This is a genomic window from Massilia sp. 01N417 (assembly GCF_056399645.1).
Window position 1 is genome coordinate 319202 of the sequence record NZ_JBFTRS010000001.1, and the last position, 25503, is coordinate 344704.

Here is a 25503-nt window from a genome sequence, read left to right on the forward strand (position 1 = left end):
CAAACATGCATCGCGACATTCAACTCAATCAATGGAACGCCATCTGCCCCCTCGAGCGCATCGTGCCGGACACCGGCGTGTGCGCCCTGCTGAACGGGCGCCAGGTGGCCGTGTTCCGCGTCGGCGCGGAATCCCCGCGCCTGTTCGCCATCGACAACTACGATCCGAATTCGCATGCCGCCGTGCTGTCGCGCGGACTGATCGGCAGCATCGGCGAGCGCGTGGTGGTGGCCTCGCCCATCTACAAGCAGCACTTCGACCTGCAGACCGGCGAATGCCTGGAGGCGCCGCAGCACTCGGTGTCCAGCTATCCGGTGCGGGTCCAGGACGGCCACGTCTGGGTAGGGGCCTAGCATGGACAAGCCATCGCTGGTCGTGATCGGCAACGGCATGGCCGGCATGCGCACGGTCGAGGAGCTGCTCAAGCTGGACCGCGACAGGTACCGCATCACCGTGTTTGGCGCCGAGCCGTACGGTAACTACAACCGCATCCTCCTGTCGCCGGTGCTGGCCGGCGAGAAGACGGTCGAGGACATCATGCTGCACCCGCGCGACTGGTATGCGGAGCACGGCATCACGCTGCACGCGGGCGACCCGGTCGTGCGCATCGACCGCCAGCGCCGCACCGTGCACGCGGCGTCCGGCCTGGCCGTGGCTTACGACCGGCTGCTGCTGGCCACCGGTTCGAAGCCTTTCATCGTGCCGGTCCCCGGCCACGAACTGCCGGGCGTGATCGGCTTTCGCGACCTGCACGACGTCGACACGATGCTGGCGGCCGCGCGTGCGGGCGGCCGCGCGGTGGTGATCGGCGGCGGCCTGCTGGGCCTGGAGGCCGCCAACGGCCTGCTGCGCCGGGGCATGGAGGTGACGGTGGTGCACGTGACCGCCAGCCTGATGAACCAGCAGCTGGATGCGCCCGCCGCCGAGCTGCTGCGCGCCTCGCTGGAGCGGCGCGGCCTGCGCATCCTGCTGAGCCGCCAGACCGCCGCCATCGAAGGCGAAGGGAGAGTACAGGCGCTGCGTTTCGACGGCGGCGAGACCATCCCGGCCGACCTGGTGGTGATGGCGGCCGGGGTGCGGCCCAACGTCGCGCTGGCGCAGGAAGCCGGCCTGCACGTCGAACGCGCGATCGTGGTCGACGACACCCTGCAGACCTACGACCCGCGCATCTACGCCGTCGGCGAATGCGTGCAGCACCGCCGCGCCACCTTCGGCCTGGTGGCGCCGATCTGGGACCAGGCCCGGGTCTGCGCGGCCCACCTGGCGGGCGCCGGCCACCGCCGCTACGTGCAGCAGGCCACCGCCACCAAGCTGAAGGTGACGGGCGTCGACCTGTACTCGGCCGGCGACATCGTCGGCTTTGATGCCAGCGAAGACCTGGTGCTGCGCGACCGCCGCGGCGGCGTCTACAAGCGCCTGGTGGTGGGCGGGCGCCGCCTGCTGGGCGTGGTGCTCTACGGCGACGTCGCCGACGGCCCCTGGTACTTCGAGCTGATCCAGAACCGCAGCGACATCTCTTCCATCCGCAACCACCTGCTGTTCGGCCAGGCCCAGGCCCTGGCGGCGGCATAACCGGAACTCCGCATGAAGCTGTCCGCCATTCCCACCACCGTTCGTACCACCTGTCCCTATTGCGGCGTCGGCTGCGGCGTGCGCGCCCAGGTCGGCCAGGACGGCGCGCTTGCGATCGCCGGCGACGACGAGCATCCGGCCAGCCGGGGCAGGCTGTGCGTGAAAGGCGCGGCGCTGGGCGAGACCGTCGGCCTGGAAGACAGGCTGACGGCGCCGATGCTGCGCACCGAAGGCGGTCTGCACGAGGCCAGTTGGGCGGACGCGCTCGACAGGGTCGCCGGCGGCTTCCGGAAGATCATCGCCGAACACGGCCCGGATGCGGTGGCCCTGTACGTCTCCGGCCAGCTGCTGACCGAGGATTACTACGTCGCCAACAAGCTCATGAAGGGCTATATCGGCAGCGCGAACATCGACACCAATTCGCGCCTGTGCATGTCTTCCGCCGTGGCCGGCCACAAGCGGGCCTTCGGCGAAGACATCGTGCCCGGCTGCTACGAAGATTTCGAACTGGCCGACCTGGTGGTGCTGGTGGGCTCGAACGCGGCCTGGTGCCATCCGACCCTGTACCAGCGCATCGCCCGCGCCCGGGAAGCGCGGCCGCAGATGAAGATCGTCGTGATCGATCCGCGCCGTACCGCCACCTGCGACCTGGCCGACCTGCACCTGCCGCTCAGGCCGGGCAGCGACGTCTGGCTGTTCAACGGCTTGCTGGCGTATCTGGCGACCCGGGGCGCGCTCGATGCCGGCTTCGTCGATGCGCATACGGCCGGCCTGGGCGATGCGCTGGATGCGGCAGGGCAGGCCGGCAGCCTGCTGGACGTGGCCAGGGCCTGCCGGCTCGACCCGGGCCAGCTGCTGGCCTTCTACGAGCTGTTCGCGAACACGGAGAAGACCGTCACCGCCTTCACCATGGGCGTGAACCAGTCGTCCAGCGGCGCCGACAAGGTCAACGCCATCATCAACTGCCACCTGGCCACGGGGCGCATCGGCCGCCCCGGCATGGGACCGTTCTCATTGACCGGCCAGCCGAACGCGATGGGCGGGCGCGAAGTCGGCGGCCTGGCCAACATGCTGGCCGCCCACATGGAACTGGAGGATGCTTCCCAGCGCGCCGCCCTGCAGGCCTTCTGGGACGCGCCGTGGATGGCGGACAAGCCGGGACTGAAGGCGGTCGACCTGTTCCGCGCGATCGAGGAGGGCAAGGTCAAGGCCGTGTGGATCATGGCGACCAATCCCCTGGTCAGCCTGCCGGATGCGGACCAGGCCCGCCGCGCGCTGGCGAAGTGCGAGCTGGTGGTAGCCTCCGACATCGTGGCCGGCACCGACACCAACGCGCTGGCCCACGTGCTGCTGCCGGCCCTCGGCTGGGGCGAGAAGGACGGTACGGTCACGAATTCCGAGCGCTGCATCTCGCGCCAGCGCGCCTTTTTGTCCGCGCCGGGGCAGGCGAAGGCGGACTGGGAGATCGTCTGCGAAGTCGCGCGCCGCATGGGCTTCAAGGGCTTCGATTTCACGTCGCCGCACCAGATCTTCGACGAACATGCCCGCCTGTCGGGCTGGCAGAACGGCGCCGGCAGCCAGCGCCGCCGCCTGTTCGACATCAGCGGCCTGGCCGGGATGACGCGCCGCGAATACGATGCCCTGGCGCCAGTGCAGTGGCCGGTGCGCCGTCCCGGCGACAGCGCGAAACGCCTGTTCGGCGACGGCATGTTTTCCCAGCCCGACGGCAAGGCGCGCTTCGTCGCCACCCGCGCCCGGCTGCCGGCGCACGCGCCCGACGCCGACTATCCGCTGGTGCTGAACACCGGCCGCGTGCGCGACCAGTGGCACACCATGACCCGCACCGGCCGCTCCGCCAGGCTGGCCGAGCACGTGGCGGAACCCTTCGTCGACCTGCACCCGCAGGACGCGCTGCTGTGCGGCGTGAAGGAGGGCGAGCTGGCGCGCGTGAGCAGCCGCTGGGGCGCGAGCGTGGCGCGGGTGCGGCATGGCGGCGGCATCGCGCGCGGCAGCGTGTTCATGCCGATCCACTGGAGCGGCCAGACGGCTTCCGATGCGCGGGTCGGCGCGGTGGTGAACCCGGCGGTCGATCCGGTCTCGGGCGAGCCGGAATTCAAGCACACGCCGGTGCGCGTGGAGCCCTTCGGCGTGCGCTGGTACGGCTTCATCCTCAGCCGCGCCGCGCTGCCGCTGGAAGATGCCGCCAACTGGACTCGCATCCAGGGCACGGACTTCATCCGCTACGAGCTGGCCGGACGCCATCCCTTCGCCGACGCCGCCGGCTGGGCGCGCCGCCTGCTGCGGGTGGAGGACGAAGACGCCGACTGGATCGAGCTCGAAGACCGCGGCGGCGGCGTCTACCGCGCCGCCCACCTGGTCGACGGGCGCATCGAAGCCTGCCTGTTCGTGTCGCAGCGCCAGGACCTGCCCGCACGCGCCTGGCTGGCGCAGATGTTCGGCAAGGCGGCCTTGACGCAGCAGGACCGCATCGGCCTGCTGTCCGGCCGCGCGAGGGAGCAGGGCGCCGATCCGGGACCGACCGTGTGCTCCTGCTTCGGCGTGGGCCGCAACACCATCCGCATCGCCATCGAAAAGCACGGCCTGCGGGACGCCGCGCAGGTCACGGCCTGCGTCAAGGCCGGCGGCAATTGCGGCTCCTGCGTGCCGGAGATTCGTGCGCTGCTGGCGGAAGTCCATGCAGCGGAAAAGGAAAGCGTTTGAACCGTTCGGGCGGCGAATCCTGCATTCCATCTCAAAAATGCAATATGGGAGGGGCTTCATGCTTACAATGATTTCACCTTAACCCCACCGAGAGTATGCAATGCGCCCATTCACACTTGCAGTTGCCGCCGCCCTTTCCATCGCCGCCGCCGGCGCGCAGGCGGAGAGCGAGGTCCGCACCACGCCGGGCTTCACCTCGATCAGCGTGCAGGGTCCGATCAGCGTCACCGTGGACGCCGGCAAGGCGCAGTCGCTGACGGTGCGCGGCGACCCCCGCTTCATCAAGGAGCTGACGAGCGAAGTCGTGAATGGAGAACTGCGCCTGCACATGCGTAACAAGAGCTACAGCTCCAAGGATGGCGACCAGCGCATCGCCATCACCATGCCGGAGCTGCGCGCCATCGCCGTCGAAGGCGCCGGCGAGATCAAGCTGAATCACATCCGCGGCGAGCGCCTCGACGTGAACTACCGCGGCGCCGGCAGCATGGGCATCAACGGCGAAGTGAAGACCTTCAAGATGCAGGCCGAAGGCGTGGGCGAAGTCGATTCGAGGGCCCTGATCGCCAACGACGTCGACATCCGCTTCCGCGGCATCGGCGACGTCAAGGTCTATGCGAAGAACAGGCTCGACGCCGTCGTGCAGGGCATGGGCAGCCTGACCTATTACGGCAAGCCGGCCACGGTCAACAAATCGGTCGGCGGCATCGGCTCGGTCAAGGCAGGCGACTGAACTCAGCCCGGTGGCAGGATCCCGAACGCCTGCGGCACCGCTACCTTCATGATGTCGATGAAGCGCCGCAGACGCGCCGGATAGAAGCGCGCCGGCGGATAGATCAGGTGGATGGGCAGCGGCGCGGCATGCCAGTCCGGCGTCAGCTGCACCAGGCGGCCGGCCTCCAGTTCCTCGCGCAGCGCCCAGGACGAGCCGAGCGCCACGCCCACGCCCAGCATGGCCGCATTGCGCATCGCGTACAGGTTGTCGGTGAACATGCGCGGCTGGATCGGAATGCGCAGCGTCTCGCCGCTCTGGCCGTGGGTCAGCGCGACCTCGTTGCGGTAGAAGGGGAAGACCGAGATCCAGGGCAGGGCCGCCAGCTGCTCCGGGTGCGTGGGCAGCGCGCCGCCTTCCAGCACGGCGGGCGCGCACACCACGATGCGCGGCACCTCGCCCAGCCGGATCGCCACCACCGAAGGGTCGGGAATGTCGCCGACCCGGATCGCGCAGTCGATGCCTTCGGCGATGAAGTCCGGGGTGCGGTCGTGCAGGGTCCAGTCGACCGTCATCTTCGGATAGCGCTTCAGGTACTCCACCAGCGGCGTCACCAGCTGCTGCTGGCCGAAGGCGTGCGGCGCGATCACGCGCAGCAGCCCGACCGGTTCCTCGCCGGCGCCGCGGATCTCGCTCTCGAATTCCTGCCAGCCGGCGATCAGCTCCTTGGCCCGCGTATAGCAGCGCATGCCGTCGTCGGTCAGCTTCATCGCGTGGGTGGAGCGCTGCAGCAGGCGCACGCCCAGCGATTTCTCCAGGGTCTTCAGGCGCCGGCTGATGGTCGGCTGGGTGGTTTCCAATAGCCGCGCCGCCGCCGACAGGCTGCCGGCCTCCACGATGCGAACGAAGGTCTCCACGAGCATCATGCGATCGGCGGTGGAAACGACGCCGTTGAGGTCAAGGTTCATACGTCCATCGTATAACACTTCGACGTTACGCGCGTCTACCATACGCTGGCCGTACTGGCGATAATGGCACCATCCTCGAAGCCAACATCAATACCAGCCATGAATTCCGCTACCACCACCGTGAAACCGGCCCAGCCGCATCTATCGTCGTCGCTGACCTTCCTGCTGGCCGGCGGCACCGGCCTGACCGTCGCCGCCCTCTATTACAGCCAGCCGACGCTCGGCGTGCTGGCCGGCGACCTGCACGCCAGCCCGCGCCAGATCGGCTGGATTCCGACCCTCACCCAGTTCGGCTACGCGATCGGCCTGCTGCTGCTCGCGCCGCTGGGCGACCGTTTCGACCGCCGCAACATCATCCTGCTGAAGGCCGTGATCCTGAGCGCGGCGCTGCTGCTGACCGGCCTGGCGCCCGGCCTCGGCGTGCTGCTGGCGGCCAGCCTGCTGGTCGGCCTGTTTGCCACCGTGGCCCAGGACATCGTCCCCGCCGCCGCCACGCTGGCCCCGCCGCACGAGCGCGGCAAGGCGGTCGGCACCGTGATGACGGGCCTATTGATGGGCATCCTGCTGTCGCGCGTGGTGAGCGGCTTCGTCGCCGAGAACTTCGGCTGGCGCACGGTCTTCATCGCCGCCGCGGCCAGCGTCGCGCTGCTGGCGGTGGTGCTGGCCAAGGGCCTGCCGCGCTTTGCGCCGACCAGCAACCAGCCGTATCCGGCGCTGCTGAAATCGCTGGCCCACCTGTGGGTCGAATATCCGAAGCTGCGCCAGGCCGCGCTGGCCCAGGCCCTGCTGGCGCTCGGCTTCTCGGCCTTCTGGTCGACCCTGGCCGTGATGCTGCACGAAGCCCCGTTCCACCTCGGTTCGGCCGCCTCCGGCTCCTTCGGCCTGGCCGGCGCCATGGGCGCCCTGGCCGCACCCTTCGCCGGCCGCCTCGCCGACCGCCATGGCCCGGCCCGCGTCATCCGCATCACCGTCGGCGTGACCGTGGTCTCGTTCGCATCGATGTTCCTGATGCCGCTGCTGCCGGCGCCCGCCCAGCTGGCCCTGCTGGCACTGGCCACGGTCGGCTTCGACCTGGGCGTGCAGGCCAGCCTGATCTCGCACCAGACCATCGTCTACGGCATCGCACCGGAAGCGCGCAGCCGCCTGAACGCGATCCTGATGACCTGCATGTTCGTCGGCATGTCGCTGGGCGGCCTGCTGGGTGCCCAGGCCCTGGCGGCCTGGGGCTGGACCGGCGTGGTGCTCCTGGCCACCGTCTCCTCGATCGGCGCGCTGCTGGTGCGCCTGCGGGCCCGCCACTGAACGGGATCAGCCCGGCGGCGGGGCGGTATTGACCGCCAGCTGCGCGGCGAAAGCGCGCCGGTAGGCCGGGCGTGCTTCGCCGCGTGCGACATAACCGGCAAGGTTCGGGAACTCGCCCAGGATGCCGGACGGCCTTGCCCTCAGCAGCACCGACACCATCATCAGGTCGCCCGCGCTGAATGCGCCGTCGAGCCAGTCGGCATCGCCAAGTCGGGCGGACAGCTGCTGCAGGCGCTTACGCAAGCGATCCCCGACCAGCGGCAGGCGCTCCGCGGCCCAGGGCTTGTCGCCCTCGAGGATCCTGGCGGTGAACAGGTCGAGGATAGGCGGCTCCACGGTATTCAGCGCCGCGAACATCCAGGTAATGGCGCGTGCCCGGGCATGCGCATCCGCCGGCAGCAGGCCGGCAAAGCGCTGGGCGATATGGAAGACGATCGCGCCGGTCTCGAACAGCGCCAGCCCGTCTTCCTCGTAGGTCGGGATCTGGCCGAAGGGATTGAGCGCCAGGTGGGCGGCCTCCTTCATCGCGCCGAAGGACAGCAGGCGCACCTCATAGGGCTGGCCGGCTTCTTCCAGTGCCCAGCGCACGCGGGTGTCGCGCGCCAGCCCCTTGCCGCCGTCCGGCGAGCGTTCGAATGCGGTGATGGTGATGCTCATGTGCGGGTCCTTTCGGCGATGGCGATCGAATGGTGATTATCTACCGATCCGCATATTGATGGGCCAGCGCACCGGCCGCCTGCGGTTCGGATCGCCCCAGGCCGCGCCGATATCGTTGGCGAAGGCGATCAGCAGGTCTTCCCGTCCCGCTTCCCTGGCGCTGCGCACGGCCGACCAGGTGGTCAGGTAGCCGAGGAATTCGGACAGGTGCCAGTCGAGGCGGATCTCGAGCGCGGGCGGCGCCAGTTCCTCGAACGGGAAGTCGATGGTGGCGTAGCCGCTGTCGACCAGCTTGCGCTCCGGCGGCCAGTAGGGCCCGATCTCGTCCCGGTAGAACTTCTGGAAGCGCTCGTCGAGTTCCGCTTCGAGTTTCATCACGCCGTAACTGATCAGGGCCACGACCGCACCCGGCCTGGCGATGCGGCGCACCTCGCGGTAGAAGGCCGGCAGGTCGAACCAGTGCGCGGCCTGGGCGGCCGTGACCAGGCTGGCGCTGGCGTCGGGCAGGGGAAGCTGCTCGGCCGGCGCGCAGCGGTAATCGATGCGCTCGTCCGGGATGGCGTTCTCGATCTGGTCGGCGCTCGGGTCGAGCCCGACCACCTTGCCGAAATACGGTGCCAGGAGCTGGGTCAGTTGCCCGTTGCCGCAGCCGACGTCGACGGCGGTGTCGTGGTCCGGCGCCAGCGAGGCGAGGTAGGCCGCGAGCTCGCGCGGGTATTCGGGGCGGAAGCGGGCGTAGGCGCGGCCACCCTGGTCGAACCAGTTGCGTGCCGGTGGATTAGTCATTGGCGTTCTCTCCTTGTAGTTCGGTTTTCGCGGCCATCACGCGGGATGCGAAGCCTTCGCGCTCCAGGGCTCCGGCGGCGGCCTCCAGCACCCGCCTGAGCGGATAGCCGATTTCCCGTTCCAGGCGGTCGATGGCGGCAAAGGTCGCGGTCCAGTGCCGTTCCAGCTTGCGGACCAGGGCGCGGCCGGCGGCGGTGAGCCGGATGCCGGTCTTGCGGCCGTCGTCGAGGGCGTGGCGCGACACGAGCCCGTCGCCGTCCAGCAGGGCGACGGTCTGGCTGATCGCGCCTTGCGTCAGGCGGGTCCGTTCGGTGATGTCGGTGACGGTGCGGGCGCCGGCATGCAGGGCGCGCAATACCGGCGTGTAGCGCGCCCGGTAATTCAGGCGCATGGCACGGTAATGCTCCTCGGCGCCCTGTTCGACGAGGTCGTTGACGTAGCGGAGCAGTTCGCCGAGTCCGGGATTCTGTCTGGTGTCCATGCGCCAGATAATACATTAGCGCTAATGTAAATTCAACGGCGCGGCGGAGCCGTCCTCGACGTCGGCGGATTGGCCGCGATCGCCGCCGCCAGCATCGACCCGAGCACGTCCGGCAGCAGCATCCTGGCGCCGATGAAGACGAGGATGGCGAGGATGACGAGGATGTTCGAGGCGAACACGATGAAGGGATCCCTGGTGACGGCGAGAACGGCGGGAGCGGCGTCCAGCGCGAACACCAGGTCCGCGGCCTCGGCCGGCATCAGGACCAGGACCAGGAACAGCCGGCGGCGGCCTGGCCTATGGGGCGGCGGGGCGCCTTGCCGTCCTGCGCATGCCGCGCCGTATCGCGTTGACGCGCCGTTCCAGTTCGGCGATCCTCGCCTCGTCCGGATCGGCCTGCACTCCTTCGGACGGCAGAGCTGCGGTAAGTTTGCGCATGAAGCGCCGGAAGGCATCCTCATCCTGCTTGTGTGCACGTTTTTTCATGTCCGCCATGTTGCCATGGGGGTGCGGCAAGCGGTGTCGCGGCACCTTGCCCTCAATTTGCCGATGCCGTATCGAGCCGTGCGAGCGCTGCTGCCTGGGCAACCATCAATGGCAAGGCTGATCTGGCGTCGTTCCTCATGGGAGCCGGCGGCCTCTTTGTCGGTTTCCAGACGCTCAAGGCCACCATCGAGCCGAATGGTTTCAGATCGACGAGCAGAACGCCGTTAACGAAATCAATAAATTGCTGAAACAGCGTAGAGCGGAGTGAAGGCGGTTGGAAGGAAGGATCGCTGAGAACCAGCAAGATGAGGTGGTCGGGGTGAGAGGATTCGAACCTCCGGCCTCTACGTCCCGAACGTAGCGCTCTACCGGGCTAAGCTACACCCCGACTGGTATGGGTACTGCTGAGGGAAAAAACTGATGGTCGGGGTGAGAGGATTCGAACCTCCGGCCTCTACGTCCCGAACGTAGCGCTCTACCGGGCTAAGCTACACCCCGACTGGTTTGAGACTCGTCGCCGAATCTCGGGAAGGCATTACTATAGTTGCCTCAGTGGTTCCTGTCAACTGCGAAGCTGCACAGCTGGAGCAGGCTCTGCTTGTATTCGCTCTCCGGCAAGTCGGCGATGGCGGCGGCTGCGCGCCCGGCGGCGGCTTCGGCTTCGCGGCGCGTATAGTCGAGCGCGCCGCTGGTGGTGACGGCCGACAGCACGGCGTCGAAATGGGTCTCGTCGCCCTGTTCGATGCAGCTGCGGATCAGTTCGCGCTGCTCGGCGCTGCCGTTTTCCATCACGTAGATCAGGGGCAGGGTGGGCTTGCCTTCGCGCAGGTCGTCGCCGACGTTCTTGCCGATCTCGGCGGCGTCGCCGGCGTAGTCGAGCACGTCGTCGATCAGCTGGAACGCGGTGCCCAGCGAGCGGCCGTATTCGCCGGCGGCGTCGATCTGGGCATCGTTGGCGCCGGCCACCAGGGCGCCGAGCTGGGCGGCGGCCTCGAACAGCTTGGCGGTCTTGGAGCGGATCACGGTCAGGTAGCTTTCCTGGGTGACGTCCGGATCGTGCATGTTCAGCAGCTGCAGGACTTCACCCTCGGCGATGACGGTGGTGGCGCGCGACAGGATTTCCATCACGCGCATGTTGTCCAGCCTGGTCATCATCTCGAAGGCGCGCGAGTACAGGTAGTCGCCGACCAGCACCGAGGCGGCGTTGCCGAACATCGCGTTGGCGGTCTGGCGGCCGCGGCGCATCGAGGATTCGTCGACCACGTCGTCGTGCAGCAGGGTCGCGGTGTGGATGAACTCCACGACGGCGGCCAGTTCGTGGTGGCCGGCGCCCTGGTAGCCGTAGGCGTTAGCAAGCAGCAACACCAGTACCGGACGGATCCGCTTGCCGCCGGCGCTGATGATGTATTCGGCAATCTGGTTCACCAGTGCGACGTCCGACTGAAGCCGCTGTCGGATCACGCCGTTGACGGCCTCCATGTCGGCTGCGATCGTGCGGGTGATGGGGTTCTGTTGGGCGGTGTTGGTGGCGGCGGACAAGGCGGACCTGCGTGACGTTATGGGCGGTGTGGATGTGATAAGTGGCGCGATTATACGATAAGCAAGCAAATCTCGCGCTTTTTCACACCGGTTTGGCCGGGAGGAGGCTTTGCCACGCGCGGCAGCGGGAGCGGCATGAGGTTTCGTTGCCACAGCAGTTTTGACGCCCTGCACCAAATTATGTATAATCCTCTGTTCCCCGAATCCTGGGCCCGCTGTACGCCGGGTTCGCTGGAATTTCTTTAAACAATCAATGAGGTTTCAAATCATGTACGCGGTCATAAAAACCGGTGGCAAGCAATACAAAGTTGTCGCTGGCGAAAAACTCAAAGTAGAACAGATACCGGCAGACATTGGTTCCGAACTCACTATCGATCAGGTTCTCGCCGTCGGCGAGGGCGAGAGCATCAAGTTTGGTGCTCCGCTGGTGGAAGGTGCTTCGGTTCGCGTGACTGTTGTTTCGCACGGTCGTCACGACAAAGTGCGTATCTTCAAGATGCGTCGTCGTAAGCACTACCAGAAGCGTCAGGGCCATCGCCAGAACTACACCGAAATCCAAGTGGTTGCGATCAACGGCTAATTGCCGCGCGTCCTCATCAGTCATCAAGGAGCATCTAAATGGCACACAAAAAAGGCGGCGGTACTACCCGCAACGGCCGTGACTCAGAAAGCAAACGCCTTGGCGTGAAAGTCTACGGCGGCCAGTCGATCAACGCAGGCGGCATCATCATGCGTCAGCGCGGCACCACCATCCGTCCGGGCACCAACGTTGGCCTGGGCAAGGACCACACCCTGTTCGCCCTGGTGAACGGTACCGTGAAGTTCGTCAAGCAAGGCGTCGGCTCGAAGCAGTACGTGACCGTCGTTGCTGCTGAAGCAGTCGCTGCTTAAATAAAGCGGCCAGCGGAACCTCGCTCTGGCAAGGTTCCGCGACGTGAGGCGCAAGCCTTGCAATCGATAGGCTCTGCCCTCAGGTAGGGCCTTTTTAATTTCTGGCGTTGTCACCGTTAAGTGCGGATCCATGGGCCCATCTTGTGGCACATTTAACAGTGACATAGCCCTCAGTTTTGGTGGTTCATCATGAAGTTTATCGACGAAGCAAGAATCGAAGTCATCGGCGGTGACGGCGGCAACGGCTGCGCCTCGTTCCGACGCGAGAAATTCCGTCCCTTCGGCGGCCCGGACGGCGGCGACGGCGGCCGCGGCGGCTCGATCTGGGCGATCGCCGACCGCAACGTCAACACGCTGGTCGATTTCCGTTTCTCCAAGGTCCACACGGCGCGCAACGGCGAACCGGGCCGCGGCTCCGACTGCTACGGCAAGGGCGCCGAGGATGTCTACCTGCGCATGCCGGTCGGCACCCTGATCATCGACGACAACAATGGCGAGATCATCGCCGACCTCACCGAACACGAGCAGGTCGAACTGCTGGCCAAGGGCGGCGAGGGCGGCTGGGGCAACATCCACTTCAAGACCTCGACCAACCGCGCGCCGCGCCAGAAGACCGAAGGCAAGGAAGGCGAGCGCCGCGCGCTGCGCCTCGAGCTGAAGGTGCTGGCCGACGTCGGCCTGCTGGGCATGCCGAACGCCGGCAAGTCGACCTTCATCACGGCCGTGTCGAACGCCAAGCCGAAGATCGCCGACTACCCGTTCACGACCCTGCATCCGAACCTCGGCGTGGTGCGCGTTTCGCACGCGAAGAGCTTCGTGATCGCCGACATCCCGGGCCTGATCGAAGGCGCGGCGGAAGGCGCCGGTCTCGGGCACCAGTTCCTGCGCCACCTGAGCCGCACCGGCCTGCTGCTGCACATCGTCGACTTTGCGCCGGCGGACGGCAAGAGCGACCCGGTCAAGGACACCAAGGCCCTGGTCAAGGAACTCGAGAAGTACGACGAGGAACTGGTCAACAAACCGCGCTGGCTGGTACTGAACAAGCTGGACGTGGTGCCGCAAGACGAGCGCAAGAAGCTGGTCAAGGACTTCGTCAAGAAACTGGCCTGGAAGGGCCCCGTGTTCGAGATCTCGGCCCTGAACCGCGAAGGCTGCGAAGACCTCATCCACGCGATCTACCAGTACCTGGAAGAGAAGCGTCACGCGGAACAGCGCTCGGAAGAAAAGCAGATGACCGAGGAAGCGCGCGGCATCTCGTCCATCGATCCGGACGATCCCCGCTTCAAGATCCTCGAAGACTGATTTGCTGCCAAGCCCGTCGCGCCGCCTCCACCTGCGCAGCCAGCTGCTGCAGGTGACCGCCACGGCCAGTTCGCTGGCCGCGCTGTCGGCATTGCTCGATCCGGACCGGATCGCCAACGCGCTGGGCCTGTTTCTCGTCGGCGTGAACGGCTACAGCCAGTTCTACGCCATCTACGTCGGAGTCCGCCTCGCCACCGCGGGGCTGGCTCTGCTGGCGGCCAGGCGGGGCGACCAGCCCATCCTCGGCGACCTCGCAGCATTATTCATCCTGGCGCAGCCGCTCGGCCGCATCGTCGCGTCCTTCGCGATCGGCCTGCCCCAGGGCTCATTGTTCGTCGTTAGCGGGATCGAGCTGCTGGTCGGCCTGGCGCTGCTGCTGCTCCGCCCGCACGGAAAGCTTCTGTCGCCATGAATCCTGCCACCTCCGTCATCCAACAGGCCGCCCGCATCATCGTCAAGGTCGGCTCCTCGCTCGTCACCAACGAAGGCCGCGGCCTCGATAACGCCGCGATCGCGCGCTGGGCCGCGCAGATCGCCTCGCTGCGCACCCTCGGCAAGGAAGTCGTGCTGGTGTCTTCCGGCGCGATCGCCGAAGGCATGCTGCGCCTCGGCTTTTCCGCGCGCCCGACCGACATCCACGAACTGCAAGCCTGCGCCGCCTGCGGCCAGATGGGCCTGGCCCAGATCTACGAAACCAGCTTCGCCACCCACGGCGTCAAGACCGCCCAGGTGCTGCTGACCCACGCCGACCTGGCCGACCGCGAACGCTACCTGAACGCGCGCTCGACCCTCACCACCTTGCTGCGCCTGGGCGTGGTCCCGATCATCAACGAGAACGACACCGTGGTCACCGACGAGATCAAGTTCGGCGACAACGACACCCTCGGCGCCCTGGTCGCCAACCTGATCGAGGCCGACGCCCTGGTGATCCTCACCGACCAGAAGGGTTTGTACTCGGCCGATCCGCGCAAGGACCCGGCCGCGAAGCTGATCCAGGAAGCCGAAGCCGGCGACACCACGCTCGAAGCGATGGCCGGCGGCGCCGGCAGCAGCATCGGCCGCGGCGGCATGCTGACCAAGGTGCTGGCCGCCAAGCGCGCCGCGCGTTCGGGCGCACATACCGTGATCGCCTGGGGCAGGGAAGACAATGTGCTGGTGCGCCTGGCCGGCGGCGAGGCGATCGGCACCCAGCTGCTGGCGCCGACCGCGCGCCTGACCGCGCGCCGCCAGTGGATGGTCGACCACCTGCACACGGCCGGCGAACTGGTGCTGGATGCCGGCGCCGTGCAGAAACTGGTAAAGGAAGGGAAGTCGCTGCTGCCGATCGGCGTGTCCGCCGTGCGCGGCGAGTTCGGGCGCGGCGCCATGGTCTCCTGCGTGAGCGAAGACGGCGCCGAGATCGCGCGCGGGCTGACCAACTACACCGCTTCCGAAGTGAAGCGCATCATGCGCCATGCCTCGTCCGAGATCGAGTCCATCCTCGGTTATGTCGAGGCGCCGGAGCTGGTGCACCGGGATAACCTGGTGCTGCTCTGACAGTCAGCGGCGCAGCAGCGCCGCGTGATTGAGCTCGACCTGGTCTTCCGCCGCGCGGAACGTGAAGCGCAGCGCCTGCACCACCTGCGTCTGCGGCAGCTGCTGTTCGAAGCAGGCCTGCTCGACACCTGGCGCGGGCGCCGCCATGCGTCCCTCCCAGGCCTTGTGCCAGCCACCGTTCCCATCCTGCACTTCGACCAGCGCAAGGTCACGTGCGGCCATCCCGTTCATCGCGGCATGGATCATGTCGGTGGCGACCGCTTCGTCGAAGCTCAGGCTCATCCGGCGCCCGGGACTGCCTTCGACGGCGACGCCGTTCGCCTCCACCCAGCGGCCTTGCGCGGCCGCCTTGCCCGCTTGTTTGCAGTCCAGTTCCGGTGCCACGCCATAGCGCACGCCGGTGACGGCCTGCGCCGCCGCCGCACAGCTCAGCGTCATCAACACCAGCAGCCACCGGGTACGCGCACGTGTCATGAAATGCCCAGCCATGGTGTCCTCCTTAATCCGATGTGAAGATCGCGGCATCGGCCAAGGTCACCGGCTCCGCGCTGCGGCGGAAAGTGTAGCGCAATGCCGTCACCCGGCGCGCGCCGCCCAGGTCCTGCTGCAGCCACACGTAGTCGCAGCCGGCCGGCGCCTGGTGGACGCCGACCGGTGCGAGCTCGGCCCACCTGCCTTCGGCGTCGCGGATTTCCACCTTGTCGAGCGCGGCGAGCGCCGCGCGGTTCAGTCCAGCGCGCACGGCGCCGGCGGTGACCGTCGTGTCGAACAGCTCGACGAAGGTGGAAGGCCGGCCGGGCTCCGGCATTGCCTTCGGTGCGTTCAGCCAGCTGCCCTGCGGCGCCAGCGCAGCCGTTCCCAACGCGCATGCCGGCGGCAGCGCGGACAGTGCGGCATGCACGGCTTCGGCATTGCGGCGGGCGCTCTCGATATCGCGGGCGGGGTCCTGTGCGGGAGCCGTCCTGCTGCAGGCGCAGACCAGGGACAGGCAGGCAAGCAGCGGGGTGGAACGGGAAAAATCGTTCAGCGTCATAGTGGTTCAGATCGTGTCATGGCAAACCACGCACAGCTTGTTGCCGTCGGGGTCGCGGAAATAGGCGCCGTAATAACCGGGGTGATAGCCGGGACGCAGTCCCGGTGCACCGGCGCAGCTGCCGCCGTGGGCGAGCGCGAGGGCATGGGCGCGGTCGACGGTGGCGCGGTCGGGAGCGAGAAAGGACGTCATCTGGCCGTTGCCGGCGGCGTGCTCGCCGTCGAAGGGCGCGCCGACCAGGAACAGCGGCCGCGGCTGGCCCGGCACTTGCCAGCCGGCCCAGGGGCGGGAGCGGTCGCAGAAGCGCTGCGCGAGGCCGAGCAGGGACATCAGCGGTTCGTAGAAGGCGAGCGAGCGGTCGAAGTCGGTCGTGCCGACGAACACATGAGAAAACATGTTGCAAGACTAACAGTTTATGAGCGGCGAATGTGCGTGGATTGTTGCATGACTGGAAGCCTTAACTGATGCGGCGAGCTTGAGCAGGTATGCGCGGAGTAATTATGTTGCGCAAGAATGGAAATAAGCATTGCTATCCAATGGATGCTTCGTGCTACATTATGTGGAAATCAAGAACATCCACGGAAAGGACAGCCATGCAGGAATTGAACCTCGCCTCCCAGCTGCTGGAGGGCGGCACCGGCATCGTCGTGATCGGCGCCTTGTCCGTGCTGGCGCTGGCCGTGTCGCTCGAACGCTTCGCCAACTTCCGGGCGCCGAAAGTGGCGCCGCAGGCGCTGGCCGACGAAGCCCTCGACCTGTGGCGCGCCGGCGATTACACGGCCCTGGCGGCCCTCGCCGGCGCCAGCCGCAGCAGCCTGGCGCGGGTGCTGGAATTCATGGCCGGCCATCCGCGCCTGCCGGTCGAGACCCTGTCGGCGCGCTCCGCCGAGATCGCGTCCACCGAACTGCGCCTGCAGCAGCAGAAGGCCTATGCGCTCAACGTGGTGGCCACCATCGCGCCCATCGTCGGCCTGCTGGGCACCGTGATCGGCATGATCGAAGCCTTCCACGTGATCGCCTTCAACGGCATGGGCGATCCGACCCTGCTGGCGGGCGGCATTTCGAAGGCGCTAGTGAACACCGCGGCCGGCCTGTCGGTGGCGCTGCCCGCGCTGGCGATGCACCACTTCTTCCGCAACCGCATGGTCAATATCGGCATCAAGCTCGAACGCCAGCTGGGCAGGCTGCTGGACGAGACCCGCATGCGGGAGCACATGGGGGAGAAACACCGTGCGCATTGACCTCGGCGACGACGAGCAGCCCGAGATCGGCCTGATCGCGCTGATCGACTGCATCTTCTTCCTGCTGATGTTCTTCATGGTCGCGACCTCGTTCAAGCAGAAGGAGCAGCAGCACAAGGACAAGCCGCTGCCGATCCAGCTGCCGCGCGCCAGTGCGACGCCGGTGCGCGCCCAGGCGGCGCCCGATCCGCTGGTGATCCGGGTCGACCAGGCCGGCGTCGTCTCGATCGGCGGACAAGGCATGGGCACCGAGGCCCTGCACGAGCGCCTGCGCGACGAGGCAAGGCGCCAGCCGGGACGCCCGGTGCGCATTGAGGGCGACGGCCGCGTGCATTACCAGAGCATCGTCCGCGTGCTGGACCTGTGCCAGTTCGAGGGCCTGACGAATATCGCGATGCTGACGCGGCGGCAGTAGATGGACGCCCCGGCCGATCCGAAGCTCGAGCGTGCGAGCCTGTGGGAGCTGGCGCTGCGCCGGCCCTGGCTGCCGCTGTCGGCGGCAGCGCATGGCGTGCTGCTGCTTGCCCTGGTCGGCGCCGGCCCGGTGCGCGTGGAACTCCGGCGCGACGAGGGTCTGCGCGCGCAGGTGAACGAATCGCTGCAGCAGACCGGGCGCCGCGAGATGCAGCGCCAGTTGCGCGACATGGAAGAGATCAGGGACGCGCTCGAGAAGAGCCGCGGCCGCGCGCCCGCGGAAGGGAACAGGCAGGGCGGAGCGAAGGGCGCGCCACCGGCCGGCGATCCGGCGGCGCGGGCGCGCCAGCTGATGGAGGCGATCGGCAAGGTGCAGCAGGAAGTGCGCGCCGCCGAGATGGCGCGTCTGCTGGACATTCCAGAGAAGGAAGCGCTCAGGCGCGTGCGGGCCGAAGAGGCGGCCAAGCTGAAGCCGCCGCTGCCCAAGGACCGTCCGGAAGCGGTGGTGGCCAGGCTGGCCGCCGAGGCCATGGCCGCATTGGCGCAGCGCCGTGCCCAGCTGATGGCGCAGCAGCAGGGCGTCAAGCTGAGCCAGCAGGGGCAGCAGCGTGGCCCGGGCAGCCGCGGCGGCCAGGGCGGGCCGGGCGGCCAGCTCGCGAAGACCGCTCAAGCCGGGCAGGGCGGGCTGGGGGCCATGAACGGCGGCGCCGCCACCAACGGTCCGGGCGGCCAGTCGGCGTCGATCGGCGGCCGGCTCGACGCCCTGGCCAGCGGCCTCGGAATGAACACGCCGTATGCGCTCGCCGGCAGCAGCCTGGACATGTCCAGCGAAGGCTTCAGCGATCAGCGCCGCTACGGAGAATTCCTCGCGCCGCCGGTCGTCGACGCCGCCGCGGTGCGCACCGGCGCGGGCCGTACGCTGGGCCGCGGCGGCAGCTACGCCAACCGTATCTATCTGAATACCTGGTACGTGATCGGGCCCTTCGCCGGCCGCGGGCGCGACAGCATCGAGACCGTCTATCCGCCCGAGCGCGGCCTTGACCTGGACGCGGTCTACTACGGCAAGAACGACGAAGCGGTGCGCTGGGTCTGGCAGCAGGATGCCGACTATCCCTTCGTGCCGCGCCCGCGCGCCGAGAGCGCGGTCTACTATGCCTACACCGAGGTCATGGTCGAGGAAGACACCGATATGTGGATGCACATCGGCGGGGACGACGACACGAAATTGTGGTTCAACGAGCGCCTGGTCTGGACCAGCGGCGACGGCGACAAGCCCTGGTATCGCCAGCCCTTCTACACGCTGGACACGCAGATGGCCCTGCTGAACCTGACCGAAGGCCAGCGCAAGCTGCACTTCCACAAGGGCCGCAACACGATCCTGCTGAAGCTCTACAACGGCACCAACCTGATGTTCTTTTCCGTCGTCCTCACGCCTCCATGACATGGCGCCAGGGATGGGGACGCACCAGCGCGCGGCTTGCTGTAGACTCCAGGGCCATGGAAACTACTTCGCCCCTCGCCGTCGTCCAGGCCCAATTGGACGCCTTCAACGCCAAGGACATCGATGCCCTGATGCGCAGCTATGCGCCGGATGCCGAGCAGTTCGCACTGCACGGCGAGCGCCTGGCCAGCGGACATGAAGAACTGCGGCCGCGCTACCTGGCGCGCTTTGCGGAGCCGGACCTGCATGCGCGCCTGCTGTCGCGCACCGTGATGGGGAATTTCGTGACCGACCTCGAACTCATCACCCGCAATTTCCCGGAAGGCCTGGGCACCCTCGAGATGCTGTGCATTTACGAGGTGATCGATGGACGCATCCGGCGCGCCTCGTTCGCGCCGGGCGCGATGACCCTCCTCACTCGCTGAGCGAAGGCACGGCGGCGGGCAGGAGGTTCTTCGGCGCCGGCGTCTTGTCCTTGAACTCGCACAGGTCGCTGATGATGCAGTTCCAGCACTTGGGCGTGCGCGCCACGCAGGTGTAGCGGCCGTGCAGGATCAGCCAGTGGTGGGCGTCGTGCAGGAATTCCTTCGGCACGAATTTGAGCAGCTTCTGCTCCACCACGTCGACGTTCTTCCCCGGCGCGATCTTCGTGCGGTTCGACACGCGGAAGATGTGGGTGTCGACCGCCATGGTCGGTTCGCCGAAGGCGGTGTTCAGCACCACGTTGGCGGTCTTGCGGCCCACGCCCGGCAGGGCTTCCAGCGCTTCCCGATCGCGCGGCACTTCGCCGCCGTACTGGTTTACCAGGATCTCGCAGGTGGCGATCACGTTCTTGGCCTTGTTGTTGTACAGGCCGATGGTCGAGATATAGGTCTTCAGCTCGTCGAGGCCGAGGTCGAGGATGGCCTGCGGGGTGTTCGCCACCGGATACAGCCTGCGGGTGGCCTTGTTGACGCCGACGTCGGTCGACTGGGCCGACAGCAGCACCGCGATCAGCAGTTCGAAAGGCGTGCTGAATTCGAGTTCGGTGGTCGGATGCGGATTGGCGGCGCGAAAGCGCGTGAAGATCTCGTAGCGCTTAGCGGCGTTCATTTGCTTGCGTTCATTTGCTTGCGTTTATTCGGGTTTTCCGGCGGCCTTGAGGCGCGCGCGCTCGATGGCGGCGGCGATGATGGCGCGCTTGCGCTCCTTCTCGGCCAGCTCTTCGGCGGTGTTGGTTTCCTCGGCGGTCACGGCGCGCATCTTTTCCAGGGCCTTGGCGGCCAGGCGCGCATCGTTTTCTTCCTTCTCGCGTTGCAGGCGCACGGTGCGGAAGTCGTGGCGCGCACGCGCGGCGTCGGCCTGTTCCTGCGACCAGGCATCCCAGCCGGTGCGCTCGCCGGTCACCGGAATCATCGCGATGCAGTCGACCGGACAGGGCGCCACGCACAGGTCGCAGCCGGTGCACAGGCTGGGCAGGATGGTGTGCATCTGCTTGGGTGCGCCGAGGATGGCGTCCACCGGGCAGGCCTGGATGCACAGGGTGCAGCCGATGCACAGGTTCTCGTCGATGAAGGCAACCGGGCGCGGACGCTCCAGGCCGTTCGCGGGATTGATCGGGATGACGGGACGGCCCGTCAGCCGCGCCAGCCGCGCGACGCCCTCCATGCCGCCCGGCGGGCAGCGGTTGATGTCGGCCTCGCCGCTGGCGATCGCTTCCGCGTACGGGCGGCAGGCGGGATAGCCGCACTTCGTACACTGAGTCTGCGGCAACAGGTCTTCAATCTGGTCGGCGAGCGTCTTCGTCACGATGGGTCGAGCAATTTGCTAAACCACCATTATCCGCTAAACGACCAGCCTTTGTCCTACATGGTTTCGTGAGGCAACGAACGGAGCAGTAGTTGTGGATGGTGGTCTACTGGACCCAGGCAATAAATTACTGGAGGGTCTTATGGAAAAGAAGCACCTCATCATTCCGGCATTGGTCACTGCACTGCTGAGCGCCAGCGCCGCGAGTCTTGCCCAGGACCGCTATCACGGCGACCGTGACCGCAACGACAATGGCGACCGTTACAGCCAGCGCGACCGCAACGACGACCGCCGCGACGACGGCCGACGTGACGACGGCCGACGCGACCGTGGCCATGACGACCGCCGGGATGGCTACCAGGCCCGCGGTGGCGGCCGTGCCGGCAACGAAGGCTGGGGCGAGGAGCGCCGCTGGAACGGCGCCGGTCCGGACCACAGTTTCCGCCGCGGCGACCGCCTGCCCGAACGCTACCGCAACCACCAGTACGTGGTGAACAACTATCGAGAACACCATTTGCGGCCACCGCCGCGGGGCTATCACTGGGTGCAGACGGGCGGCGACTATGTGCTGGCGGCGATTGCCACCGGCGTGATCGCGGACCTGATCATCAATCACTGAAGCCGTGGGCTGCTCCCGCGTGGGGCGGCCCCGGTAGGTGACACACCGGAAGGAAATCCATGCGCCGCAGACAGTTGCTGACAAGCTTGTCCATCGCCTTCGCCATGTGCGCGGGTGCGCCCGCATGGGCCCAGCAGGACGCGCGATCCCGCCAGGAGATCGCCCACCTGCTCGATTTCGTCGCCGAGTCCGGCTGCCAGTTCAATCGCAACGGCAGCTGGCACGACAGCAAGGCGGCGCGTGACCATCTCCAGGAAAAATACGCTTACCTGCAGCGCCGCAAGCTGGTGCCGGACACCCGCGCCTTCATCGAGCGCGCGGCCTCGGAGAGCAGTTTCACGCACCGGGCCTACCAGGTCCGCTGCGGCAATGGGCAGCCAATCGCCAGCGCGCAATGGCTGAACGCCGAGCTGGAGCGTTACCGGGCCGACGCGCATCAATAGGCCATGTGGCATACGCTGACGGACTGGCTGCTCCATCCCGATACCCACCTGGACGCACTGGCCGCCAGCCATGGCATGGCGGTCTACCTGCTGCTGTTCGCCGTCATCTTCATCGAGACCGGCGTCGTGATCCTGCCCTTCCTGCCGGGCGACTCGATGCTGTTCGTGGCCGGCGCCTTCGCGGCCCGGGGCACGTTCAGCCTTGCGATCCTGTTTCCACTGCTGGCGCTGGCCGCCATCGCCGGCGACGGCGCCAACTACGCGGCGGGCAGCCTGGTGCGCAAGCGGGCCGTCGACACGCGGCGCCTGCCCTTCGTGAAACCCGAACACATAGCCCGCACCCGCGCCTTTTTCGAGCGCCACGGTCCGAAGACCATCGTGCTGGCGCGCTTCGTGCCGGTGGTGCGCACCATGGCGCCTTTCGTGGCCGCGCTCGGCAGCATGGCTTATCGACGCTTCTTTGCCTATAACGTGGCCGGCGGCCTGGTCTGGGTCGGCGCGCTGCTGGCCGCCGGGCGCTTGTTCGGCAACATCGCCTGGGTGCGCGAGCACCTGACCATGGTGCTGCTGGGGATCGTCGCGCTGTCGCTGGCGCCGGGCATCGCCGGCTGGTTGATGGAGCGCGGGCGCGCCAGCGTAGCCGGCAAATAAAAAGGCGCTGTTCGCGCCAAGTGTTGAACCTGCCGAGCGCCGCTCTCAAAAAGGCATCCGCACTGGCGATCCGCTGCCCATCCAGCGCCCAGCGCCAGCCGAAGTAATGGGACAGATAGCGGCTGGCGACGCCGCGGAAAGGCAGCAGCCAGGCGCGCATCCGGCTGTGGTAGGCGTTTACATTTGTGCTTGCATGGTGCCTCCGTCAACGGTTCAGGTCGACATTGGACCGCAGGCTTACGGAAAAGATTCCACACTTGGCGCGAACAGCGCGAATAAAAAAGCCGCGGAACAATCCGCGGCTTTGGCATGGGCGCTGCCGAAAATCAGGCGTTCTTGCGAATGAACTCGCCGATCATCGGGCAGATGATCTCGCGCCAGCGGCGGCCCGAGAAGATGCCGTAGTGGCCGCATTTCGGTGCCGTGAAGTGCTGCTGCTTCTCGGCCGGGATGCCGGTGCACAGCTCGTGGGCGGCCTGGGTCTGGCCGGCGCCCGAGATGTCGTCCAGTTCGCCTTCGATCGTGAGCAGGGCCACGCTCTCGATGTCTTGCGGACGCACCAGCTGGCCGCCGACTTCCCAGGTGCCTTTCGGCAGGCGGAACTCCTGGAACACGGTCTTGATGGTCTCCAAGTAGTACTCGGCCGGCATGTCCAGCACGGCGTTGTACTCGTCGTAGAACTTGCGGTGCGCTTCCGCCGAATCGTCGTCGCCGCGCACCAGGTGCTGGTAGAACTCGCGGTGGCTCTGGGCGTGGCGGCCCGGGTTCATGGCGATGAAGCCGGCATGCTGCAGGAAACCCGGATAGACCTTGCGGCCGAAGCCCGGGTAGTTGCCCGGCACCGCGTAGATCACGGTGTTCTCGAACCAGGAGAAGGGCTTCTCGGTGGCCAGGTCGTTGACCGCGGTCGGCGACTTGCGCGGGTCGATCGGGCCGCCCATCATGACCATGGATTTCGGCAGCTTCGGATCCTTGTTGGTCGCCATCAGCGAGATCGCGGCCAGCACCGGCACGGTCGGCTGGCAGACCGAGATCACGTGCACGTCCGGGCCGAGGTGGCGGATGAAGTCCTGCACGTAGTAGATATAGTCGTCGAGGTGGAACGGTCCGTCCGACAGCGGCACCATGCGGGCATCGACCCAGTCGGTGATGTAGACGTCCTGGTTCGGCAGCAGGGCGCGCACGGTGTCGCGCAGCAGCGTGGCATGGTGCCCCGACAATGGAGCGACCACCAGCACGGTGGGCTGCTTGAGCGCCGCGAAATCGGCGTCCGGCATGTCTTTCTTGAAATGCATCAGCTTGCAGAAGGGCTTGCTGACCGCGGTGCGTTCCATGATGCCGACGGTCTGGCCGTCGATCGTGGTCGAGTTCAGGTCGAAGGCCGGTTTTTCGTAATCCTTGCCCAGGCGGTACATGAGTTCATAGCCGGCGGCGATACGCTGGGAGAACGGGGTGTGGGCGAACGGCGAGACGGGATTCGTGAACAGTTTTGCAGAGGCATCGGCCCACTGCATCAGCGGGTTCAGGAAGGAGCGTTGCATCTCGTGCAGTTGATAAAGCATATTATTTCCTTCACATTGCTCTGCTTACAGAATGGTTGCGCAGCAGATTCAATCAATTATAGGCCAATTGCCTTGGCATGGGGCAACATGAAATGATGACCGCCATTGAAAAAATAGTGCATTGCAACATTAGTATCACAGTTCCCTATCCGCCTTCGGTTAGGTGCCCTACATAAGAAAAATGCCCCGCGCTGGCGGGGCATTTTTTGTCGTACGTCGGTAACGGAACGCTTTAGTCGAATACCGGCGTCTCGACGCCGAGGATCTTGTGCAGCTTCGGCGAGGTCGTCGTGTACTGCATGTGGATCTTCTTGTCCGGGAAGATGTAGGGCGCGGCGCCGAAGGCGGCCAGCGCGGCTTCGTGGAAGCCCGACAGGATCAGCTTCTTCTTGCCCGGGTAGGTGTTGATGTCACCCACGGCGAAGATGCCCGGCACATTGGTTTCGAACTTCTCGGTGTCCACCACCTTGAGCTGCTTGCGTTCGATGTCCAGGCCCCATTCGGCGATCGGGCCCAGCTTCGGCGACAGGCCGAAGAACACCATCAGCATGTCCAGCGGGACGCGGCGAGTCACGCCGTCGGCGCCGGTGACTTTCACTTCGGACAGCTGGCCGTCCTTTTCGTCGAAGCCGGTGACCTGGCCGATGATCAGCTGCATCTCGTACTCGTCGCACAGCTGCTTCATCTTGGCGACCGAGGCCGGGGCGGCACGGAAGTCTTCACGGCGGTGCACCAGCACGACCGATTCGGCCTTGCCGACGAAGTTCAGGGCCCAGTCCAGGGCGGAGTCGCCGCCGCCGCAGATGACCAGGTTCTTGCCTTCGAACGGTGCCGGATCCTTGACGCGGTAGAACAGCTGCTCGCCTTCGAACTTCTCGATGCCGTCGACCTTGATCGTGCGGGCCTGGAAGGAGCCGACGCCGGCGGCGATGAAGATGGTCTTGGTGATGAAGCGGGTGCCGGTCGAAGTCTCGACGTTGAAGCGCTGGTCTTCGCGGCGCTGCACGGTCGTGACTTCCTGGCCCAGGTGGAAGGTCGGGTCGAAAGGCTCGATCTGCTTCAGCAGGTTGTCGGTCAGTTCCTGGCCGGTGCAGACGGGCACGGCCGGGATGTCGTAGATCGGCTTGTCCGGGTATAGTTCGACGCACTGGCCGCCGACGGCCGGCAGCGAGTCGATCACGTGGGCCTTGATTTCAAGCAGGCCGAGTTCGAACACCTGGAACAGGCCGACAGGGCCCGCGCCGATGATCACGGCATCGGCTTCGATGGCGCCTGCAAAAGAGCTGTTGGGAGCGATGGTGCCCACTTCCTGGGCAGCACTGATAGTCATGCGTATATCCTGTTGATGTGGTTCGGCAGAC

The 25503-nt window shown here is 66.7% G+C and carries 31 protein-coding genes, 2 tRNA genes and 1 pseudogene; 17 read left to right on the top strand and 17 right to left on the bottom strand.

The window, feature by feature from the left end; all coding sequences use genetic code 11:
- Window positions 1-5: 5 nt before the first annotated feature.
- The 4 genes from nirD (at window position 6) to AC1DOQ_RS01465 (ending at window position 5023) form a co-directional block, all read left to right on the top strand.
- Entirely contained in the window at window positions 6-353 is a 348-nt protein-coding gene (gene nirD, locus AC1DOQ_RS01450) for a nitrite reductase small subunit NirD (RefSeq protein WP_477359519.1), read from the top strand.
- 1 nt (window position 354) lies between these two features.
- Window positions 355-1572: an NAD(P)/FAD-dependent oxidoreductase gene (locus AC1DOQ_RS01455; protein ID WP_477359522.1), complete on the top strand. Its 1218-nt coding sequence runs from the start codon at window positions 355-357 to the stop codon at window positions 1570-1572.
- A 12-nt stretch (window positions 1573-1584) separates the two neighbouring features.
- Window positions 1585-4293 carry a molybdopterin-dependent oxidoreductase gene (locus AC1DOQ_RS01460; protein WP_477359526.1) on the top strand — a complete coding sequence of 903 codons (2709 nt, stop codon included), beginning with the start codon at window positions 1585-1587 and terminating at the stop codon, window positions 4291-4293.
- A gap of 100 nt (window positions 4294-4393) precedes the next feature.
- Window positions 4394-5023, top strand: coding sequence for a head GIN domain-containing protein (locus AC1DOQ_RS01465; protein ID WP_477359529.1), 630 nt, complete (start codon window positions 4394-4396; stop codon window positions 5021-5023).
- Between the two features lie 2 nt (window positions 5024-5025).
- On the opposite strand, the gene AC1DOQ_RS01470 is transcribed toward AC1DOQ_RS01465, so the two are convergent.
- Window positions 5026-5970, bottom strand: a complete 945-nt coding sequence (locus AC1DOQ_RS01470; RefSeq protein WP_477359532.1) for a LysR family transcriptional regulator — start codon at window positions 5968-5970, stop codon at window positions 5026-5028.
- 99 nt (window positions 5971-6069) lie between these two features.
- Here AC1DOQ_RS01470 and AC1DOQ_RS01475 point away from each other — a divergent pair, with 99 nt between their 5' ends.
- Complete coding sequence (locus AC1DOQ_RS01475; protein WP_477359535.1) at window positions 6070-7272, top strand: MFS transporter; 1203 nt, start codon at window positions 6070-6072, stop codon at window positions 7270-7272.
- A gap of 6 nt (window positions 7273-7278) precedes the next feature.
- Here AC1DOQ_RS01475 and AC1DOQ_RS01480 read toward each other — a convergent pair whose 3' ends face one another.
- From AC1DOQ_RS01480 to ispB, 8 genes are all read right to left on the bottom strand, one after another.
- Window positions 7279-7929: a glutathione S-transferase family protein gene (locus AC1DOQ_RS01480; RefSeq protein ID WP_477359538.1), complete on the bottom strand. Its 651-nt coding sequence runs from the start codon at window positions 7927-7929 to the stop codon at window positions 7279-7281.
- A gap of 36 nt (window positions 7930-7965) precedes the next feature.
- Entirely contained in the window at window positions 7966-8715 is a 750-nt protein-coding gene (locus tag AC1DOQ_RS01485) for a class I SAM-dependent methyltransferase (RefSeq protein ID WP_477359541.1), read from the bottom strand.
- Window positions 8708-9196 (bottom strand): MarR family winged helix-turn-helix transcriptional regulator, encoded by a 489-nt coding sequence (locus tag AC1DOQ_RS01490; RefSeq protein WP_477359544.1) that lies wholly within the window; start codon window positions 9194-9196, stop codon window positions 8708-8710. The genes AC1DOQ_RS01485 and AC1DOQ_RS01490 overlap by 8 nt, the downstream gene beginning before the upstream one ends.
- A 32-nt stretch (window positions 9197-9228) precedes the next feature.
- Window positions 9229-9477 (bottom strand): TerC family protein, encoded by a 249-nt coding sequence (locus tag AC1DOQ_RS01495; RefSeq protein WP_477359822.1) that lies wholly within the window; start codon window positions 9475-9477, stop codon window positions 9229-9231.
- A gap of 16 nt (window positions 9478-9493) precedes the next feature.
- On the bottom strand, window positions 9494-9682 hold the full coding sequence (locus tag AC1DOQ_RS01500) for a hypothetical protein (RefSeq protein ID WP_477359830.1): 189 nt from the start codon (window positions 9680-9682) through the stop codon (window positions 9494-9496).
- A 311-nt stretch (window positions 9683-9993) separates the two neighbouring features.
- Window positions 9994-10070: transfer RNA gene (locus AC1DOQ_RS01505), tRNA-Pro, on the bottom strand.
- Between the two features lie 33 nt (window positions 10071-10103).
- A tRNA-Pro gene (locus tag AC1DOQ_RS01510) sits at window positions 10104-10180 on the bottom strand.
- 51 nt (window positions 10181-10231) lie between these two features.
- Window positions 10232-11221, bottom strand: coding sequence for an octaprenyl diphosphate synthase (gene ispB, locus AC1DOQ_RS01515; RefSeq protein WP_477359547.1), 990 nt, complete (start codon window positions 11219-11221; stop codon window positions 10232-10234).
- 268 nt (window positions 11222-11489) lie between these two features.
- On the opposite strand from ispB, the gene rplU reads away from it, so the two are divergent.
- The 5 genes from rplU to proB all read left to right on the top strand — a co-directional run bounded on the left by rplU (window position 11490) and on the right by proB (window position 14950).
- Window positions 11490-11801, top strand: a complete 312-nt coding sequence (rplU, locus tag AC1DOQ_RS01520; RefSeq protein ID WP_036230184.1) for a 50S ribosomal protein L21 — start codon at window positions 11490-11492, stop codon at window positions 11799-11801.
- A 38-nt stretch (window positions 11802-11839) separates the two neighbouring features.
- Window positions 11840-12112, top strand: coding sequence for a 50S ribosomal protein L27 (gene rpmA, locus AC1DOQ_RS01525; RefSeq protein ID WP_047824517.1), 273 nt, complete (start codon window positions 11840-11842; stop codon window positions 12110-12112).
- Between the two features lie 189 nt (window positions 12113-12301).
- Entirely contained in the window at window positions 12302-13414 is a 1113-nt protein-coding gene (gene cgtA, locus AC1DOQ_RS01530; RefSeq protein ID WP_477359550.1) for an Obg family GTPase CgtA, read from the top strand.
- A gap of 1 nt (window position 13415) precedes the next feature.
- Window positions 13416-13826, top strand: coding sequence for a hypothetical protein (locus AC1DOQ_RS01535; RefSeq protein ID WP_477359553.1), 411 nt, complete (start codon window positions 13416-13418; stop codon window positions 13824-13826).
- Window positions 13823-14950 carry a glutamate 5-kinase gene (gene proB, locus AC1DOQ_RS01540; protein WP_477359556.1) on the top strand — a complete coding sequence of 376 codons (1128 nt, stop codon included), beginning with the start codon at window positions 13823-13825 and terminating at the stop codon, window positions 14948-14950. Before AC1DOQ_RS01535 ends, proB begins: the two co-directional genes overlap by 4 nt.
- A gap of 3 nt (window positions 14951-14953) precedes the next feature.
- Here proB and AC1DOQ_RS01545 read toward each other — a convergent pair whose 3' ends face one another.
- Genes AC1DOQ_RS01545 through AC1DOQ_RS01555 form a run of 3 tightly spaced genes read right to left on the bottom strand, consistent with a single transcriptional unit; the run spans window position 14954 to window position 16379 of the window.
- On the bottom strand, window positions 14954-15439 hold the full coding sequence (locus tag AC1DOQ_RS01545) for a hypothetical protein (RefSeq protein ID WP_477359559.1): 486 nt from the start codon (window positions 15437-15439) through the stop codon (window positions 14954-14956).
- Window positions 15440-15449: 10 nt separating this feature from the next.
- The gene (locus AC1DOQ_RS01550) at window positions 15450-15983 is read right to left on the bottom strand and encodes a hypothetical protein (RefSeq protein ID WP_477359562.1); all 534 of its coding nucleotides are present in this window, start codon (window positions 15981-15983) and stop codon (window positions 15450-15452) included.
- 6 nt (window positions 15984-15989) lie between these two features.
- A complete protein-coding gene (locus AC1DOQ_RS01555; protein ID WP_477359564.1) occupies window positions 15990-16379 on the bottom strand; it encodes a VOC family protein in 390 nt (129 codons plus the stop codon).
- Between the two features lie 197 nt (window positions 16380-16576).
- Here AC1DOQ_RS01555 and AC1DOQ_RS01560 point away from each other — a divergent pair, with 197 nt between their 5' ends.
- From AC1DOQ_RS01560 to AC1DOQ_RS01575, 4 genes are read left to right on the top strand one after another with little or no spacing between them, the layout of a single operon-like run.
- The gene (locus AC1DOQ_RS01560; protein ID WP_477359568.1) at window positions 16577-17224 is read left to right on the top strand and encodes a MotA/TolQ/ExbB proton channel family protein; all 648 of its coding nucleotides are present in this window, start codon (window positions 16577-16579) and stop codon (window positions 17222-17224) included.
- On the top strand, window positions 17214-17639 hold the full coding sequence (locus tag AC1DOQ_RS01565; protein ID WP_477359571.1) for an ExbD/TolR family protein: 426 nt from the start codon (window positions 17214-17216) through the stop codon (window positions 17637-17639). Before AC1DOQ_RS01560 ends, AC1DOQ_RS01565 begins: the two co-directional genes overlap by 11 nt.
- A complete protein-coding gene (locus tag AC1DOQ_RS01570; protein WP_477359574.1) occupies window positions 17640-19079 on the top strand; it encodes a hypothetical protein in 1440 nt (479 codons plus the stop codon). It abuts the gene before it with no gap.
- A gap of 56 nt (window positions 19080-19135) precedes the next feature.
- The gene (locus AC1DOQ_RS01575) at window positions 19136-19504 is read left to right on the top strand and encodes a nuclear transport factor 2 family protein (protein WP_477359577.1); all 369 of its coding nucleotides are present in this window, start codon (window positions 19136-19138) and stop codon (window positions 19502-19504) included.
- Here AC1DOQ_RS01575 and nth read toward each other — a convergent pair.
- Both nth and rsxB read right to left on the bottom strand, forming a co-directional pair.
- Entirely contained in the window at window positions 19494-20171 is a 678-nt protein-coding gene (nth, locus tag AC1DOQ_RS01580) for an endonuclease III (protein ID WP_477359580.1), read from the bottom strand. The two genes, AC1DOQ_RS01575 and nth, sit on opposite strands and share 11 nt — an antisense overlap.
- A 24-nt stretch (window positions 20172-20195) precedes the next feature.
- Entirely contained in the window at window positions 20196-20867 is a 672-nt protein-coding gene (gene rsxB / locus AC1DOQ_RS01585; protein WP_477359583.1) for an electron transport complex subunit RsxB, read from the bottom strand.
- A gap of 172 nt (window positions 20868-21039) precedes the next feature.
- Between rsxB and AC1DOQ_RS01590 the strand changes: the two genes are divergently transcribed.
- The 3 genes from AC1DOQ_RS01590 to AC1DOQ_RS01600 all read left to right on the top strand — a co-directional run bounded on the left by AC1DOQ_RS01590 (window position 21040) and on the right by AC1DOQ_RS01600 (window position 22580).
- On the top strand, window positions 21040-21486 hold the full coding sequence (locus AC1DOQ_RS01590; protein WP_477359586.1) for an RcnB family protein: 447 nt from the start codon (window positions 21040-21042) through the stop codon (window positions 21484-21486).
- 74 nt (window positions 21487-21560) lie between these two features.
- Complete coding sequence (locus AC1DOQ_RS01595; RefSeq protein ID WP_477359588.1) at window positions 21561-21929, top strand: YfeK family protein; 369 nt, start codon at window positions 21561-21563, stop codon at window positions 21927-21929.
- Between the two features lie 3 nt (window positions 21930-21932).
- Window positions 21933-22580: a VTT domain-containing protein gene (locus AC1DOQ_RS01600; RefSeq protein WP_477359591.1), complete on the top strand. Its 648-nt coding sequence runs from the start codon at window positions 21933-21935 to the stop codon at window positions 22578-22580.
- Between the two features lie 25 nt (window positions 22581-22605).
- Here AC1DOQ_RS01600 and AC1DOQ_RS01605 read toward each other — a convergent pair.
- From AC1DOQ_RS01605 to AC1DOQ_RS01615, 3 genes and pseudogenes are all read right to left on the bottom strand, one after another.
- Window positions 22606-22764 (bottom strand): annotated as a pseudogene (locus AC1DOQ_RS01605) (IS1595 family transposase); the annotation flags it as partial.
- 142 nt (window positions 22765-22906) lie between these two features.
- Window positions 22907-24142, bottom strand: a complete 1236-nt coding sequence (locus tag AC1DOQ_RS01610; RefSeq protein ID WP_477359594.1) for a polyhydroxyalkanoate depolymerase — start codon at window positions 24140-24142, stop codon at window positions 22907-22909.
- Between the two features lie 232 nt (window positions 24143-24374).
- Window positions 24375-25472, bottom strand: a complete 1098-nt coding sequence (locus AC1DOQ_RS01615) for an NAD(P)/FAD-dependent oxidoreductase (RefSeq protein WP_442122668.1) — start codon at window positions 25470-25472, stop codon at window positions 24375-24377.
- Window positions 25473-25503 lie beyond the last annotated feature (31 nt).

Bases quoted from the DNA above. Each gene is read 5' to 3' on its own strand.
- nirD (WP_477359519.1), top strand. From the start codon at position 6: ATGCATCGCGACATTCAACTCAATCAATGGAACGCCATCTGCCCCCTC.
- AC1DOQ_RS01550 (WP_477359562.1), bottom strand. From the start codon at position 15,983: ATGACGCTGAACGATTTTTCCCGTTCCACCCCGCTGCTTGCCTGCCTG.
- AC1DOQ_RS01500 (WP_477359830.1), bottom strand. From the start codon at position 9,682: ATGAAAAAACGTGCACACAAGCAGGATGAGGATGCCTTCCGGCGCTTC.
- AC1DOQ_RS01455 (WP_477359522.1), top strand. From the start codon at position 355: ATGGACAAGCCATCGCTGGTCGTGATCGGCAACGGCATGGCCGGCATG.
- nth (WP_477359580.1), bottom strand. From the start codon at position 20,171: ATGAACGCCGCTAAGCGCTACGAGATCTTCACGCGCTTTCGCGCCGCC.
- AC1DOQ_RS01490 (WP_477359544.1), bottom strand. From the start codon at position 9,196: ATGGACACCAGACAGAATCCCGGACTCGGCGAACTGCTCCGCTACGTC.
- AC1DOQ_RS01560 (WP_477359568.1), top strand. From the start codon at position 16,577: ATGCAGGAATTGAACCTCGCCTCCCAGCTGCTGGAGGGCGGCACCGGC.
- AC1DOQ_RS01570 (WP_477359574.1), top strand. From the start codon at position 17,640: ATGGACGCCCCGGCCGATCCGAAGCTCGAGCGTGCGAGCCTGTGGGAG.
- AC1DOQ_RS01485 (WP_477359541.1), bottom strand. From the start codon at position 8,715: ATGACTAATCCACCGGCACGCAACTGGTTCGACCAGGGTGGCCGCGCC.
- AC1DOQ_RS01555 (WP_477359564.1), bottom strand. From the start codon at position 16,379: ATGTTTTCTCATGTGTTCGTCGGCACGACCGACTTCGACCGCTCGCTC.
- rpmA (WP_047824517.1), top strand. From the start codon at position 11,840: ATGGCACACAAAAAAGGCGGCGGTACTACCCGCAACGGCCGTGACTCA.
- cgtA (WP_477359550.1), top strand. From the start codon at position 12,302: ATGAAGTTTATCGACGAAGCAAGAATCGAAGTCATCGGCGGTGACGGC.
- AC1DOQ_RS01545 (WP_477359559.1), bottom strand. From the start codon at position 15,439: ATGGCTGGGCATTTCATGACACGTGCGCGTACCCGGTGGCTGCTGGTG.
- AC1DOQ_RS01470 (WP_477359532.1), bottom strand. From the start codon at position 5,970: ATGAACCTTGACCTCAACGGCGTCGTTTCCACCGCCGATCGCATGATG.
- AC1DOQ_RS01465 (WP_477359529.1), top strand. From the start codon at position 4,394: ATGCGCCCATTCACACTTGCAGTTGCCGCCGCCCTTTCCATCGCCGCC.
- AC1DOQ_RS01575 (WP_477359577.1), top strand. From the start codon at position 19,136: ATGGAAACTACTTCGCCCCTCGCCGTCGTCCAGGCCCAATTGGACGCC.
- proB (WP_477359556.1), top strand. From the start codon at position 13,823: ATGAATCCTGCCACCTCCGTCATCCAACAGGCCGCCCGCATCATCGTC.
- AC1DOQ_RS01610 (WP_477359594.1), bottom strand. From the start codon at position 24,142: ATGCTTTATCAACTGCACGAGATGCAACGCTCCTTCCTGAACCCGCTG.
- AC1DOQ_RS01480 (WP_477359538.1), bottom strand. From the start codon at position 7,929: ATGAGCATCACCATCACCGCATTCGAACGCTCGCCGGACGGCGGCAAG.
- AC1DOQ_RS01460 (WP_477359526.1), top strand. From the start codon at position 1,585: ATGAAGCTGTCCGCCATTCCCACCACCGTTCGTACCACCTGTCCCTAT.
- AC1DOQ_RS01615 (WP_442122668.1), bottom strand. From the start codon at position 25,472: ATGACTATCAGTGCTGCCCAGGAAGTGGGCACCATCGCTCCCAACAGC.
- AC1DOQ_RS01475 (WP_477359535.1), top strand. From the start codon at position 6,070: ATGAATTCCGCTACCACCACCGTGAAACCGGCCCAGCCGCATCTATCG.
- AC1DOQ_RS01600 (WP_477359591.1), top strand. From the start codon at position 21,933: ATGTGGCATACGCTGACGGACTGGCTGCTCCATCCCGATACCCACCTG.
- rplU (WP_036230184.1), top strand. From the start codon at position 11,490: ATGTACGCGGTCATAAAAACCGGTGGCAAGCAATACAAAGTTGTCGCT.